The organism is Bacillus sp. T3 (assembly GCF_033449965.1).
GTDB lineage: Bacteria > Bacillota > Bacilli > Bacillales > Cytobacillaceae > Bacillus_BU.
Genome location: NZ_CP137761.1, coordinates 3958947 through 3973657, shown reverse-complemented (window position 1 = coordinate 3973657; position 14711 = coordinate 3958947). Strand labels below are relative to the sequence as shown.

Here is a 14711-nt window from a genome sequence, read left to right as displayed (position 1 = left end):
CACCGCTTTAATACGTTATTCTATGATTGGTTGTGGTTCTGGTTTAGTAAAGCTGCTTATAATCATCCCAATAGCTGTACCGACTAATGCAGGTACAATCCATTCTAATCCGACAGAGGCTAACGGCAGACTTTCTCTGACGGTTTTCAGAAATCCTAAGTTCATGCCAGTGGCAGCTAAACCGCCCAACACCGCAAACACTCCTGTAAATAACATGGCACTGCTATAAACAACTCTTGAATGTTTGAAAAAGCGGTTAAAGAAGGTAAGCGTAATTAAGACGATTGTTAATGGATACGCTGTAACCAAGAATGGGACCGAAACCTTTAGGATTTGGTTTAATCCGAGGTTCGCTAAAGTAAAACCAACAAGTGTAACCACGATTACAACAGTTTTGTAGCTCATTCGTGGAATTAAGTTTGAAAAATATTGGCCGCACGCTGTCGTTAAGCCGACCACAGTATTGAAACAAGCTAATGTAAAGATAAACCCAAGCAAAGCTGTTCCACTTTTTCCTAATAAAAGGGTGGAGGCTGAAGCAAGAATTTGGGTTCCATTTTCAAACGTTCCAGGTACTAGCCATTCTTGCACCCATCCAACCGATGCTTACATAAATAATGGTTAGCAATAATCTGGCAACTAACGCTGCCTTCATTGTATATTTAGTTAACAGCTTTTCATCTTGTATTCCTCTTTGCTTAATTGCAGTAAGAATAACAATCCCAAAAGCCAAAGAGGCTAAGGCATCCATTGTGTTGTATCCCTCGAGAAAGCCTTTAAAAAATGCGCCCGATTCATACCCACCGGTTGGCACTTGAAGTGGTCCATCCAACTTTACAAATCCAATTACACATAATACGACAATGGAGAAAACTAATGTTGGTGTAATCCACCGCCCCATATATTTTTCTAGTTTCGATGGATTAAGGCTAATTATAAAGACGAGTAAAAAGAATACGGCTGAATAGACAAACAATGTGAGCGTTGAATTCCAACTGGGATTAGCAAAGGGTACAACTCCCATTTCAAACGCAACCGTTGCATTTCTTGGAATCGCGAGAAATGGTCCAATTGATAAATAGACAATTACCATAAAAATTGTACTAAATACGGGATGAACGCGATTCCCAATCTCTCTGGCGCCGCCCTTCACTAAGGAAATAGCCAATAATACAATTAGGGGTAATCCCACTCCTGTTAAAACAAAGCCAGCAATAGCCAACCAATAGGAAGTCCCTGAAAGGGATCCTAAAAATGGAGGGAAAATTAAATTTCCGGCTCCAAAAAACATTGAAAATAAAAATAAACCAATAAATACACTATCAAATCGTTTCATACCCAACTCTCCTTCTTGTTTATCTTTCACTATCTACGGCTAACAAATACTTGCTGTTAAAGGCACCTTTTATTATTCTAAAAAATAAAAAAACTCGCCCCCGTACAAGGGACGAGTTTGCGCTCGCGTTACCACCCTAATTCCGCATCAAACAATTTCCATGCGGCACTTTAGCCTACGTACTATCATACGTGTTCCTTTGTAACGGGGGAATAACCGTCAAAGCTTACTATTTTCAGCTTTGCATCTCAGAGATGATCTTCGGAAAGGTACTGAACATCGACTTTCAACAAGTGCCGACTCTCTTTAGAACAGCGGTCCCATCTTACTCTTCTCGTCATCGAATTATTATTTAAAAATAATTTATCAAAGTCGTATTGTGCTGTCAATATTTTTTGATAGTTTTTAATTATGGATTAAGTTGCAACGCCCTGGAAAAAAGTCATTTTGTCCATAAGCATTGCTTATTCATTATTAAACAGTTTAATAGTATAATATGTCGTGTCGATAAGTATTTTTCACATACTGTAATGGGTTCCTTTATGTATAATAAAACAATTAAATAGGAACTTTCTTATTTACTTGTTCAGTATAAAATATTATTATTTTGAAATATTACTAGGTGGTGTAAGCGGAAAAATGGCAGAAATGGTAATGAATAAGCAAGCCTCTGAATTTAAAAAAGGTTTGCAAGCAGGTCTAAGCATCGCAATTGGCTATTTTCCGATTGCATTAACGTTTGGTTTGTTAGCCAAAACGACAGGATTAACTTTAACAGAAACAGTGTTAATGAGTTTGGTTGTTTATGCTGGTGCCTCACAATACATAGCTTTGAGTTTAATTTCTTTGGGGACAGGGTCTTTCGAGATCATCCTTACCACATTTATTGTGAATATTCGTCATTTTCTGATGTCTGCATCACTCAATGAAATGTGCGAAGAGGACCAAACAAAAAAGAAAGTCGCTTATTCATTCGGGATTACAGATGAAACGTTTTCGGTCGCAGCAACAAACGAGAATAACGTTACGACTGGATATATGTTTGGTTTAACGATCATTGCTTATTTAAGCTGGGTCATTAACTCAGGTGTTGGCTATTTGCTAGGGTCAGCTTTGCCTCAAACGTTGCAAGAAAGCATGTCTGTTGCGCTTTATGCGATGTTCATCGGTCTGTTGGTTCCTTCGTTAAAGAAGAGTGTCAAAGTTGTTTTGTTAGCGGTCATGTCCGCTTCATTTAATACAATTTTTACTATTGGTGAATGGCTTTCAACTGGTTGGTCGATTGTGGTTTCAACGCTTCTATCCGCTGTCATAATTGAGATTGTCAATTCGTTCAAACTAAGACAAGGGGGCAGGGGTATTGAATAATCACATCATCTGGATGATTTTTGGGATGGGAATTGTGACTTTCATTCCAAGAATGCTTCCATTTGTTTTGTTTAAAGGAAAACAGCTACCGCCTTTTATTCAAGGGGTTTTGCGAAATGTACCGTACGCAACCTTAGGGGCGCTCATTTTTCCGGGAGTTTTATTGATTCAGGAGGATGTTTGGTATGGCGTGCTCGGAGCTTGTGCGGCCTTTTTGGTTGCCTTTCTTGGGGCTAACGTTATTATTGTCGTGTTAGGCTCCATCGCTGTCTTAACACTCTATTCGTTTTTGTTTTAAATACATGTCCAACTAAAAGAAACTCGTCATTCTTTGATGGGTTCTTTTTTGTTGTTTCTGTTCTAATTCATCTGTTTCTTACTAAACATAATAAAGAAAGGTTGTACAAAAAGGGGAAAGGGAATGGTTCGAAAGCTTGGCGTGTTCTCAGTTCTTTTATATGCCGTATATGGTTTACTGGCTTATCTATATTTATTTTACTTTTCTGATACAAGCCTACCCTTCGAATATCAAAGCACTAAAGCAGATCCAGCTACATTTCTAAATGGAAGAGAGCTCATGTTGACAGAGGAGTATTCCAAAACACGAAATTTGCTCTTTTTCTTGTCAACGCCACTTGAGTGGTTAATTTATTTCTTGATTTTATTATTAGGCTTATCGAAAGTGTTTAAAAATTGGGCTGACATTTCATCAAAATATAAGATTGCTCAAAATGCTATTTATTTGTTTTGGCTGTCGCTTTTTGCTTATATTTTGACTTTTCCACTTAGTTACATTAGTTATTCCCTTTCGAAAACGTACAATATTTCTACCCAAACATTTGCAATGTGGATGAAGGATCAACTGATTGATTTTTGGATTAATTATGCCACGATGTTCTTAGTTGTCGTTGTTTTATATTGGTTAATGAAAAAAAGTGTAAAACGTTGGTGGCTGTATGCATGGCTGATATCTGTTCCTTTTTCTTTGTTTTTGATGTTTTTGCAACCTGGTTGTGATTGATCCATTATATAATGATTTTTACCCATTAAAGGATAAAGAGCTGGAAGCAAAAATCTTAGACCTCGCAAGCAAGGCGAATATTCCAACTGAACACGTTTTTGAAGTTAATATGGCTGAAAAAACCAATGCATTAAATGCTTATGTAACAGGAATTGGTTCGAATTCACGGATTGTTTTGTGGGATACCACATTAAATCGACTGGATGACGATGAAATTCTATTTATCATGGCTCATGAGATGGCCCATTATGTGGAGAAACATATTTATATTGGTATTGCTGGGTATCTCCTTATGAATTTGATTGGACTATACTTAGCATATAGGATCATGAATTGGGCTATTCCTAAGTGGGGAAGGGTTCTAAAAATAGATAGTGTCAATGATATTCGCTCATTACCGTTTTTCTTGATGATCCTATCGATGCTCATGTTTGCATCGAGTCCATTAAGTAATTTTGTATCTCGTTATCAAGAAACACGGGCAGATCGCTATGCTATTGAAATGACAGGAAATACCGATGCTGCAATCAACTCATTTCAGGAGTTAACAAAGGCTGGTTTAAGCCAAGTAAATCCACCATTGTTGGTTAAAATATTCCGCTACGGGCACCCGACAATGCTTGAACGAATCTCTAGGCTCGAGGAATATGACACAAAGCACCAACAACGATAACAATAATAAAAATGAAAACCCCTGTCGTAATGGACAGGGGTTAATTGTATGTAACAGTGCCCATCAGCTTAAACGTCATAAGTCAAGCGCATCTAAAGGCACATTAAGCCTCTCGATGCGCTTATCTTATGTCTTTTGCACTAGATATGGCGCTTGAACTAATCGTTGTTAAGTTCCAAATTGCTTGTTTAGTTCACGATATTTTGTTGATAAGCTAAGAAACTCTTCTTGGTTGCGGTCATCAATGGCCTGATCGATAAGGGATAACAATTTTTCCTTTTGTGAAGTTAAAAGCACCTCGGACAGTAGCATTTCAATGTACAGCTCCAAAACAAAGGACTCACCAGACTTTTGTTTATTCATGGCACCAGATTTCATTAACTCTGAATAGGATCTCTCTTTCATTGTAATCACCCCTGCAACCTTTTTACTATTATATGGAGTTTTGACAAAAGAATCAATTAAAAATTTTGAAAATTAAAAAAATATTAATGCTGTTTTATGAATAAACCAGCACCTTTTATTTTGTGAATAATTTAGCAATTTTGTTTTGTGTGAATAATTTAGCAATTATAGAGAAAAAATGATAAAACTTTTGTTGGAAATGCTATGATGTCGGTAGCTTTAAAAAAAGGAGATGAAGAAGTTGAGTAAAAAAATTATAATGATTGAAGAATTTAAGCCGCCATCGATGATTCAGGAATGTAAGTCTCCAATTATGATTAAGGATTATGAAATTAACCCCCATTCAATGCTAATCATGCCTATTCAGTACGGAAGTAAGCTTTATTCAAGGATTATTGAGCTTGAACGGGAAGTGATTGTTCCGTTTCGACCTTCAGTGGTTATTGACAAAAGCTGTAAGTACTTTGGTTCTAGTCTAAGTGGAAGATTAAATGGAGCTAAACATCTTACAGGCTACACACAAAAAGTTCCAATCACCATAGACCCCACGAATAACATTATTTTCTTGCCCACACATTCATCCACCAACGAGCAATGTCATTGGCTTGCACTTCGGCATTTCGTGAGCCTCAAATCTGAGACTTCAAGTAGTACCCTTGTAACCTTTTCCAAAAACAAATCCTATATCATTCCTTGTTCTAAGTGGTCCCTTGGGAACCAAATAGGACGATCAGCTCATTTTTGTTTTATGTTAGATCGGCAGTTAAAGAATAATTTTTAAAGATCTATACGGTAATATATATTTCTATAGAGACTCAAAAAAAGCATGCTATGTCATGCTTTTTTTCGTTTTTAATCACCGGCACTGGAAATATGTCGGCGGTACAAGTAGTACTCTAAGAGTTCTTGAACTTTGTTTCGGATTCTTGGGTTAAAATAATTATGGTGTTCCTCATAACCTTTATAAAGAAACATAAACATTGTAAAAGTTTCATCACGATTGATTTCTTCTACTTTTAGTTGTTTTAGCCTCATTAATCGTTTGACTTCAGCTAGTTCTCTTTGGATTACTTTTAGCGTTTCTTCCACCAATATGGTGTAAGGTTTTTTTAGCTTGAAGGAACTGTTATCGATAGCAGTGAGGTCTCGGTTTAGAATTGTGACGACCATTGGTAAATAAATGGCTTGTTCCATCAAGTCTCTTTCTTCCTCTGGAATTCTAGTCATACCCATTCTCCTTTAGGAAAAAGTAGAACATTTGTTCTTATTTATCATATTAAAAACTCCATCCAAAATCAAGTGTTTCAGTTTTTTTGTTTAAATAAAAAATTTTCAAAAAAAACAGGAAACAAAGAAACAAGTAAAGAAGTCATTAAAGAATAAAAAAACGAAAGGGCATTTAAATATGAGATTAGAAAGAAATCAACAGCGGAAGAGAAAGCTAAGGCTAAAGAAAAAATGGAAAGCAGTTCTCTTCTTATTACTTGTTTTGTTCCTAGGAACCGTTGTTTATTCCTATTTTCAGTATAAACAAGGAGTATTAGTTTCCGGGGATAAGGCTAAAAATGAAAAAGAGAAGTACCAGTTTAACGGTAAGCGGGATCAATTTGGTGGTACCAATATTCTTTTGATTGGGAGTGATGCCAGAGAAAACGAGAACTCCCGTGCGGACACAATCATGATTGTCCACTATCATCCGGATCATAAAACATTTAAATTATTATCGATTATGAGGGATTCATATGTTGAGATTCCCGGCCATGGGACAAATAAGATCAATGCAGCTTTTGCCTTTGGCGGGCCTGAATTATTAAGGCAAACGATTAAGGATAACTTTAATCTTGAATTACAATATTATACAATTGTTGACTTTCAAGGATTTGTCCATGTAATTGATGAAGCATTCCCGGATGGAGTGAAGATTGATGTTGAAAAAAGGATGGACGAGTATATTAATGTAGCGCTTGATCCAGGGGTTCAACGACTGGATGGTGAGAGCTTGCTAGGTTATGTCAGATTTCGTCATGATGCCATTGGTGATTTTGGCAGAGTACAACGACAACAAAAGGTGGTAAAGGAACTAGCGAAGCAATTTACTAGTGTTGGAACCATTCCGAAGCTCCCAAAATTAATCGGAGTTGTGACACCGTTTGTCAACACGAACTTATCCACAACCAATATGATCTCGATTGGGACAGACTATATGACGAAAAAAGAAACAATCCAAACAATGAGGATTCCTGTTGATGGTGCTTACGAGGATGAGCGGATAAGTGGAATTGGAGCTATATTAAGTCTTGATTTTGAAAAAAACAACCAAGAAATTTACGATTTTTTAAAAGAATAGGTGAAACGGTTCAATTATTTTATTTAAATAGAAATAAGTGTAGAATAGGTTAAAAGTGGAATGAAAGGTTGTACGAGGGCAATTTCCAGATTTTCGTTCGAGCTGAAGCGAACACGCAAGGAGACACTTGAATGGACTTTGAAATGTTAAAAGAATGGTTTACGATGGAAAACATTATGAAATTAATTAATGAGTACCGATCTTTTGGACCGCTACCAGGGATATTATTACCAATGCTTGAAGCCTTCTTTCCATTTTTACCGCTTGTTCTATTCGTTATGGCAAATGCTAGTGCTTTTGGACTTTGGTTAGGATTCTTATTTTCTTGGATGGGAGCTTGTGTAGGTGCTCTCCTCGTTTTTTTGTTTTTTAGAAGGTTTGGTCAACAGAAAATTCTACAGTTTTTGCATCGCCATCCTAGTGTGGAGAAGTTGATGAAGTGGGTCGAACATCATGGATTTGGTCCGATTTTTCTTCTACTGTGTTTTCCTTTTACTCCGTCTGCAGTCGTTAATATTGTGGCTGGTTTATCTAATGTTAGTATCGGCCAATATTTATTGGCAGTGGTCGCAGGAAAAATGGTCATGATTTTTACGATAAGTTTTGTAGGCTACGATCTTAATGCGTTGGTCACTCAGCCTGTTCGCACCATTATCGTTACCTTTATTATTTTTCTGCTTTGGTATGTGGGGAAAAGAATAGAAGTAAGATTGAATAAAAGTGTGAAAAGAGAACATAGTGGTGGATAGAGCCTGAAAGATTCTAATGGGAATGGAGGAGATTTCATGAAAGAGGAATTAAAAAAAGAAAGCATAGAATGGCTAAAAGCACTAGTGATTGGGATCATGATTTTTGCCTTCATTCGAACTTTTTTCTTTTCCAATTATGTGGTTGAAGGCGAATCGATGATGCCAACTTTAGAGGACGGCAATAAACTAGTTGTTAATAAAATTGGCTACCAAATCGGTGATTTGGACCGGTTGATGTTATCGTCTTTCATGCAAATGAAAAAGAGGATTATGTAAAACGAATCATTGGACTCCCGGGCGATAAGATTGAATACACCGAAGATCATTTATACATTAATGGAAAGAAAGTGGAGGAACCTTTTTTAGATATATATCGAAATCAGCTTGTTGATGGCAGACTTACTGGGGATTTCACTCTACTTGAAGTGACTGGTGAGAAAACCGTACCAAAAGGAAAACTGTTTGTTCTCGGAGATAACCGACTTGGAAGCTGGGATAGTCGACACTTTGGGTTTATCTCAGTTGAACAGGTTGTAGGAAAAGTGGACTTGCGGTACTGGCCATTAGAGGAAGTAACCGTATCGTTTTAACAAAGCAGCACTGGAGAATATCCGGTGCTGTTTTTTAATGAAAACAATTTTCCTCACTTGTTTCGACCACTTTTTCAAATCACATATGGTACGATTATCTAATATTTTGAAAGTTGAAAGAGGGGAAAGGGTTGAATTCTATTCCGCTTATTCAAACAAAGATCATGCTTCCTGCAACTAAAAATTCGGACATACGGAGAGCCAAGCTGACAAAAAAATTAAATACATTCAAACGGTATCCGTTAACGATTGTCCATTCCTGGAGCTGGATATGGAAAAAGTACGGCTATTTCATTATATTTTTCAGATCAGAAGGAACGCTGCTGCTGGTATTCGATTTCAAGCATGGATGATGATATGCTCCCGTTTTTATCCTATTTAATCGCTTCAATTAGGATTAATATTCCAGAGTTTGGCGTGGAATTAGAGAAGTATATAAATGAAATGGACCGATATGTGCGCGAACAAGAATTAAACTTGCTCTGCTCTTTGTTTATCAATGAAGTACTTGCCATCAAACAGGAGCTAGTTCTCATATTAGATGATTTTCATCAAGTAGCACATTCGAATCCGGTAAACCGATGGATGGAAATTCTTTTGGACCACCTCCCAAACAATCTTCACCTCATCGTCTTGAGCAGAAATCGACCAGACTGGAAATCATTTACAAGAATGAAAGCGATGGGAGCCGTACTTGAAATTACCAAAGAGGACTTAGTGCTGACAAAAGAAGAAGTTGAGCTATTATTAAATGAAATTTATGGAATGACATTATCTCAAATAGAGCTGGACCACCTTTATGAATTAACCGAAGGATGGGTGATTGCATTAGGATTGATCGCTGGTCAAACAAAGGAATATCAACGGTTGAAGAGTGGATTAAGAGAGCATTCACAATCCTTAAAGGACCTGTTCAGATACTTAGCAATGGAGGTGTTAGCTAAACAAAAGTCCTATATTCAGGGATTTCTCTTGCAAAGTTCGATTTTAGAGGAAATGAATAAAGAGGTTTGTAATGCTATTTTGAACGTTAGCGACTCTCAAAGCTTATTAGATGAGTTGACTGAGAGAAACCTGTTTATCCAGAGAGTAGCTGAACATGGGTACCGCTATCATGCTTTATTTCGAGAGTTTTTAGAAGAACAGCTTAGAGCGAATCAAAACTATAGCTTTGAAAAACTAAATATTCGAGCTGCTCAGCATTTTCAACAAAAGGATATGCTCGAGAAGTCTCTTTATCACTATGAAAAAATAAACCAGATAACAGCCATTGCAAATCTCCTGCAGGATAATGGGGTAAGGCTTTTAGAAAGTGGAAAGCTTGAAGGTTTGTTTGAGAGATTAGTGAAGATTCCGGATTCTCAAAAGGATGGAACAAGTACGCTATGGTTTTTACAAGGAGAAATCCATCGCTACCTGGTCAAATTACCAAGGAGCCGAGGAATGTTACGATCGAGCCATTATGGCAGCAGAAAAACAAGTGGACTATCTTGCGAAAAGTAAGGCGTTAGAAGGAAAAGCACGTATTTATTTAGATACGATACGGCCAAATTATGCAGAGCGATTATTATATGAAGCAATTGCACAGTTAGAGAATAGTAAGGAGAGCTTTCAAGAAGAAATTGCAAGACTATATCAATTGCTAGCTGAAAACCTTATTAATCTCGGGCATGTCGAAAAAGCTGAGAAGTGGTTGAATCGAGCTAGAACTTTAAAGGTTCCGCTCGATGATAGAAATATGGAAGCAAGGCTATATTTGCGGACAGGTAAATTTGAAAAGGCTAGAAAAATCCTATTATTACTTGGGAAGGACAAACAAAATGGAAAATCAGAGTTGCCACAATCGCATCGTGAGACAGAGCTCCTTCTATCGCTAATTGCTGCCTTTACAGGTGATGGCGAGTTAGCAAAGGAATTAGCACAGGAAGGGATTCATCACGGGTTAAGGATGAAGGCGCCGTTTGTGGAAGCTTGTGGCTGGATCCGCATGGGTCACGCTGTTGGGCTAATCCATCGATATGAATCTAGCTTAGCGATAGAATGTTATGAAACGGCATTAGAAATTATGGACAACCTTCGTATTGAAAAGGGGAAAGCTGAAAGCTTATTGGGACTTTGTTATTTGTTTGGGACTAACGGAGAATATGAACGAGCTATTGAAGCAGGAAAGCTAGCCTTACAGGAGACGGAAAATGTGAAGGATATATGGCTTTCTTCACTTATTACATTGTGTATCGGCATTGCTTCCTTTTACCATGGCCACACAATAGAGGCTTTCTTGCAAATCAATAAGGCAGAAGAAATGTCAAGGCAGTGTGGAGACGAATATGGTCAAATGCTGAGTCATTTTTGGCTGTCTTATTTTCATCATCTTTTAGGGGAAAAGCCAAGCTTTTCCGAGCACTTTACGAAATTTTTAAGAATTGTGGAGCAAGGTGACTATGAATTTTTTCTTATTAATCGAACACTGTTTGGACCACCAGATCAGCAGGTTTTTGCTCCATTATTAATTGAAGCTCAAAAACTGGGACTGTCATCACATGTGGTGATGCGACTTTTGAAGAATATGAATTTAGTGCAAATGGAATCTCACCTGGGTTATACACTGCGTGTAAAGACATTAGGGAAGTTTCAAGTTTGGCTTGGTGATAAAGAAATTGAGGGTAGAGGCTGGCAAAGAGGAAAGGCAAAGGAATTGTTTCAGCTCTTCCTAGCAAACAAACGTAAGCTGATACCGAAAGAGGAAATCTATCAAATTTTATGGCCAGATCAAAAAGAAGCAAATGCACAAAGAGATTTTAAAGTGGCATTAAATGCGCTAAATCATGTGCTTGAGCCTAATCGAAAGGCTCGTGCTAATTCTTATTTTATTATCAGGGAAGGTGTATCCTACGGTATAAATCCAAATGCGGGTCTGGATTTGGATGCGTTTAGCTTCGAACAATTCATGATCATGGGGTTGGAGGAGAAGGATCGAGACAAAGCAATGCGCTATTTGCTAAAGGGACTTCATTATTATGCCGGTGATTTTTTGCCTGATCGTCTTTATGAAGATTGGTGCATTCAGGAGCGAGAAACACTTCTTTCTTATTTTTTAAGAGGATCAGAAAAGCTTGCTCAGCTTTTTGTTCGGAAAGAGGAGTATGATACAGCAATTGAATGGTGTTTAAAAATAATAAAAAAGGATCGAACATGGGAAGAAGCCTATCGTTTGTTAATGTATTGTTATTATCGGAAGAATAACCGTCCTCAAGCTATGAAGTGGTACAAAAAATGCTGTGAAACCCTTGAAAATGAGCTCGGTGTTACACCACTTGAGCCTACGATTCAAATGTATGAGCTGATTGTAGCAGCTACAATCGATTAAGAAAGCCGGACTTAAGAAATAAGCCCGGCTTTTTTATATTAATGTGGCATGTTGTTTGGGATGTTTGAATTGTTTTGAATTTGGGATTGACCTTGCGCAGGGGCAAAGGAATTGACAATTTGCATCATGTCCTGCTGAGAAAATTGTGGGACTTGATAGCTTTGATGCTTGTTTTGATAAATAGAAAGTTCATAAGCCATTTCAATACAATTTGGAATCGAGTCAGCTAGGACGCGGCGGACTACGGGATTGGTTGTTTCGCACGCAGCCATTGTTTTAGCCGTTGCATTGTTTTTACAAGTAGCAAGCAAGCAACCAGCTACGATTTCATCGGACATTTCCATTTCTGATTGGATTGGTTTTTTCGGTGGTTTTGGTGATAAGCCGTAAATGAAGTCGTTATTTTGATTCATTTTATAGCTTTGTGTTTCTTGAGCTGGATTTTGACCTGATTTAAAACAATCAAGCGTGATATTGTACTCATTTTGAGTAAATTGATATTGGCGATCGATAATATCGAGTAGCTCTGGGTCTTTAACATATTTGCGCAATAAAGCATATTGATTTAGTGCCCCAATTGCACCAGCTAAAACCTCGTGTACATCCAAGATTTCATGTCCACCATGATTAAGTTGTGGTGGTACGACCCCCGTATGCATATTTATGTGATTTTGACCTTGTTGAAATTGCATCAATAATCCCTCCTAAAAAATATTTTGTCCCACCCATTTATTTTGAGTTAGATGGCCATATTTATTAACTTATGTAACTGAGTTGTAACTGGTTTACCCTAAGATATGGATATAAGAACATTAGGATTGCAGAAAATTAGCAATTAAAGCACCCCGCTACAAATCAGAATAAAAGCAGATAGGAAAAAGTTTTGGTTGCTTGAATCAATTTTTAAAGGGAGACAATCAAGTGAGGTGGTGGCGGATGCCGATTGGAATTGTAAGTACTGGAATCTATTTACCAAAACGGACAATGACGGCTCAGCAAATTGCCGATAGAGCTGGAATCCCTGTGAATGTGGTTGTTGAAAAAATGGGGATTAAGCAAAAGCTTGTACCGGGACTGGAAGATCATACGTGTGAAATGGGAATTTTCGCTGCAAAAAGAGCGATTGCAAAAGCGGAAATCGATCCACGGTCAATTGATGTCATTATTTATATTGGTGAAGAGCATAAGGAGTATCCGCTTTGGACCGCTGGGATCAAGCTTCAACAGGAAATAGGTGCGGTTAATGCTTGGGCGTTTGATGTAGCATTGCGCTGTGGAACGACCATTATGGGATTAAAATTGGCTAAATCCTTAATGAATGGGGATCCCGCCATTAAAACGGTATTGCTCGCTGGGGGATATCGGAATGTAGATTTTATTAATTATCAAAATCAACGAACTCGATTCATGTTTAATCTTGGAGCAGGCGGTGGGGCGATTTTATTAAAGAAGGGTTATGGTGCGAACATTGTTTTGGATACTGAAATTATGACAGACGGGTCATTTTCAGAGGATGTGATCGTTCCTGTCGGCGGAACGAAAAAGCCGCTGACAAAAGAAAACCTTGATCTTTATATGCTAGATGTTACCGATCCAGAAGGTATGAAAAGGCGGCTTGAGCAGAAATCGATGGCCAATTTTTTAAAGGTAATCAGATCGTCCTTAAAGAAAAGCGGCTATAAAGAGGAGGATGTTTCCTACGTTGGGCTTCTCCATATGAAGCGTTCCGCACATGAATATGTTTTATCTCAGTTGGGGCTTTCACTAGATCAATCTATCTATTTAGAGGATTACGGTCACATCGGGCAGATTGATCAAATCCTGTCGTTAGAGCTTGCTGAAAAGGCCGGAAAACTGAAGAAAGGGGATATCGTTGTTCTAGTTAGTGCAGGAATCGGCTATGCATGGGGGGCAACGACAATCCGCTGGGGGAAGGGTGATAATGGTTGACTATCATTAAGCTGAAAAAAATAAATTTAGTAAATGGCGAGACAATCGCCTATCGCGAACGGGAGGGAGGTGAGAAAAAAGTACTATTGATTCATGGTAATATGACATCTTCTAAACATTGGGATTTAGTTTTAGAAAACATGGATCCTTTCTATAAACTATATGCGGTTGATTTAAGGGGATTTGGTGAATCAAGTTATCATCAGAAGATTTTTTCACTCAAGGATTTTGCTGATGATGTCAAACTATTCGTCGATGCGCTCAACTTAATTGATTTTTCGATAGTTGGTTGGTCAACCGGTGGTGGAGTGGCAATGCAATTTATAATAGATCACCCGGGGTATGCAAACAAGCTTATATTGCTTGATTCCGTTTCAACTAGAGGTTATCCGATTTATGCAGTCAATCAATCAGGAACACCCGATTTGAGCAGACGCTTAACGACGTATGAACAAGTTCAATCTGATCCTGCTAGGGCTATCCCGATTCAGACTGCTTATCGTCAGAAAAACAGGGACCTTCTTAAAGCAATTTGGAATGGGATTATTTATGATCGCAACAGGCCAGAGCCTGAGCGTTATGAGGAATATGTCGACGATATGCTGACGCAGCGAAATTATGCAGAGGTAAATCACGCACTTAATACATTTAATATTAGCTGCTTTGATCACGAAGCGGCGAAAGGAACGAACAGAGCAAAAGCTATATCGATTCCTGTACTTGTATTGCGAGGGGAACACGACTTAGTCATTACCGCCAATATGGCTCAAGAAATGATGGAGGATCTTGGTGATAATGCAAGATTTGTTGAATTAAAAAACTGCGGGCATTCACCGTTAGTCGATGATCTAGAACAATTACTTGGTGTGATTTCAGAATTTCTTAATTTCTAATTGATAGGAGTG

At 38.0% G+C, this 14711-nt stretch carries 12 protein-coding genes, 3 pseudogenes and 1 other annotated feature; of the genes and pseudogenes, 11 read left to right on the top strand and 4 right to left on the bottom strand.

Features of this window, described 5'->3' with window-relative positions; translation table 11 throughout:
- Positions 1-15: 15 nt before the first annotated feature.
- A pseudogene (gene brnQ / locus RGF10_RS20290) lies at positions 16-1336 on the bottom strand (branched-chain amino acid transport system II carrier protein).
- A gap of 104 nt (positions 1337-1440) precedes the next feature.
- Positions 1441-1686 (bottom strand) — a binding site (T-box leader).
- Between the two features lie 289 nt (positions 1687-1975).
- Here brnQ and RGF10_RS20285 point away from each other — a divergent pair.
- The 3 genes and pseudogenes from RGF10_RS20285 to RGF10_RS20275 all read left to right on the top strand — a co-directional run bounded on the left by RGF10_RS20285 (position 1976) and on the right by RGF10_RS20275 (position 4398).
- Entirely contained in the window at positions 1976-2704 is a 729-nt protein-coding gene (locus RGF10_RS20285; RefSeq protein ID WP_318505294.1) for an AzlC family ABC transporter permease, read from the top strand.
- The gene (locus RGF10_RS20280; RefSeq protein ID WP_318505292.1) at positions 2697-3002 is read left to right on the top strand and encodes an AzlD domain-containing protein; all 306 of its coding nucleotides are present in this window, start codon (positions 2697-2699) and stop codon (positions 3000-3002) included. Before RGF10_RS20285 ends, RGF10_RS20280 begins: the two co-directional genes overlap by 8 nt.
- A 123-nt stretch (positions 3003-3125) precedes the next feature.
- Positions 3126-4398: pseudogene (locus tag RGF10_RS20275) on the top strand (M48 family metallopeptidase).
- Between the two features lie 168 nt (positions 4399-4566).
- Here RGF10_RS20275 and RGF10_RS20270 read toward each other — a convergent pair.
- Entirely contained in the window at positions 4567-4803 is a 237-nt protein-coding gene (locus RGF10_RS20270; protein WP_318505290.1) for an IDEAL domain-containing protein, read from the bottom strand.
- 241 nt (positions 4804-5044) lie between these two features.
- Here RGF10_RS20270 and RGF10_RS20265 point away from each other — a divergent pair, with 241 nt between their 5' ends.
- Positions 5045-5584 carry a competence protein ComK gene (locus RGF10_RS20265; protein WP_318505287.1) on the top strand — a complete coding sequence of 180 codons (540 nt, stop codon included), beginning with the start codon at positions 5045-5047 and terminating at the stop codon, positions 5582-5584.
- 71 nt (positions 5585-5655) lie between these two features.
- On the opposite strand, the gene RGF10_RS20260 is transcribed toward RGF10_RS20265, so the two are convergent.
- The gene (locus tag RGF10_RS20260; RefSeq protein WP_318505285.1) at positions 5656-6030 is read right to left on the bottom strand and encodes a YhjD family protein; all 375 of its coding nucleotides are present in this window, start codon (positions 6028-6030) and stop codon (positions 5656-5658) included.
- Positions 6031-6208: 178 nt separating this feature from the next.
- Between RGF10_RS20260 and RGF10_RS20255 the strand changes: the two genes are divergently transcribed.
- From RGF10_RS20255 to RGF10_RS20235, 5 genes and pseudogenes are all read left to right on the top strand, one after another.
- A complete protein-coding gene (locus RGF10_RS20255; protein WP_318505283.1) occupies positions 6209-7150 on the top strand; it encodes an LCP family protein in 942 nt (313 codons plus the stop codon).
- A 131-nt stretch (positions 7151-7281) separates the two neighbouring features.
- The gene (locus RGF10_RS20250; protein WP_318505281.1) at positions 7282-7899 is read left to right on the top strand and encodes a TVP38/TMEM64 family protein; all 618 of its coding nucleotides are present in this window, start codon (positions 7282-7284) and stop codon (positions 7897-7899) included.
- Between the two features lie 36 nt (positions 7900-7935).
- A pseudogene (lepB, locus tag RGF10_RS20245) lies at positions 7936-8489 on the top strand (signal peptidase I).
- A gap of 249 nt (positions 8490-8738) precedes the next feature.
- Positions 8739-9992: a winged helix-turn-helix domain-containing protein gene (locus tag RGF10_RS20240; protein ID WP_318505280.1), complete on the top strand. Its 1254-nt coding sequence runs from the start codon at positions 8739-8741 to the stop codon at positions 9990-9992.
- Complete coding sequence (locus RGF10_RS20235) at positions 9952-11856, top strand: BTAD domain-containing putative transcriptional regulator (RefSeq protein WP_318509612.1); 1905 nt, start codon at positions 9952-9954, stop codon at positions 11854-11856. The genes RGF10_RS20240 and RGF10_RS20235 overlap by 41 nt, the downstream gene beginning before the upstream one ends.
- 38 nt (positions 11857-11894) lie before the next feature.
- On the opposite strand, the gene RGF10_RS20230 is transcribed toward RGF10_RS20235, so the two are convergent.
- Positions 11895-12548 carry a spore coat protein gene (locus RGF10_RS20230; RefSeq protein ID WP_318505278.1) on the bottom strand — a complete coding sequence of 218 codons (654 nt, stop codon included), beginning with the start codon at positions 12546-12548 and terminating at the stop codon, positions 11895-11897.
- Between the two features lie 244 nt (positions 12549-12792).
- On the opposite strand from RGF10_RS20230, the gene RGF10_RS20225 reads away from it, so the two are divergent.
- Positions 12793-13806 carry a 3-oxoacyl-ACP synthase gene (locus RGF10_RS20225; RefSeq protein WP_318505276.1) on the top strand — a complete coding sequence of 338 codons (1014 nt, stop codon included), beginning with the start codon at positions 12793-12795 and terminating at the stop codon, positions 13804-13806.
- On the top strand, positions 13803-14699 hold the full coding sequence (locus RGF10_RS20220) for an intracellular short-chain-length polyhydroxyalkanoate depolymerase (protein ID WP_318505273.1): 897 nt from the start codon (positions 13803-13805) through the stop codon (positions 14697-14699). Before RGF10_RS20225 ends, RGF10_RS20220 begins: the two co-directional genes overlap by 4 nt.
- Positions 14700-14711 lie beyond the last annotated feature (12 nt).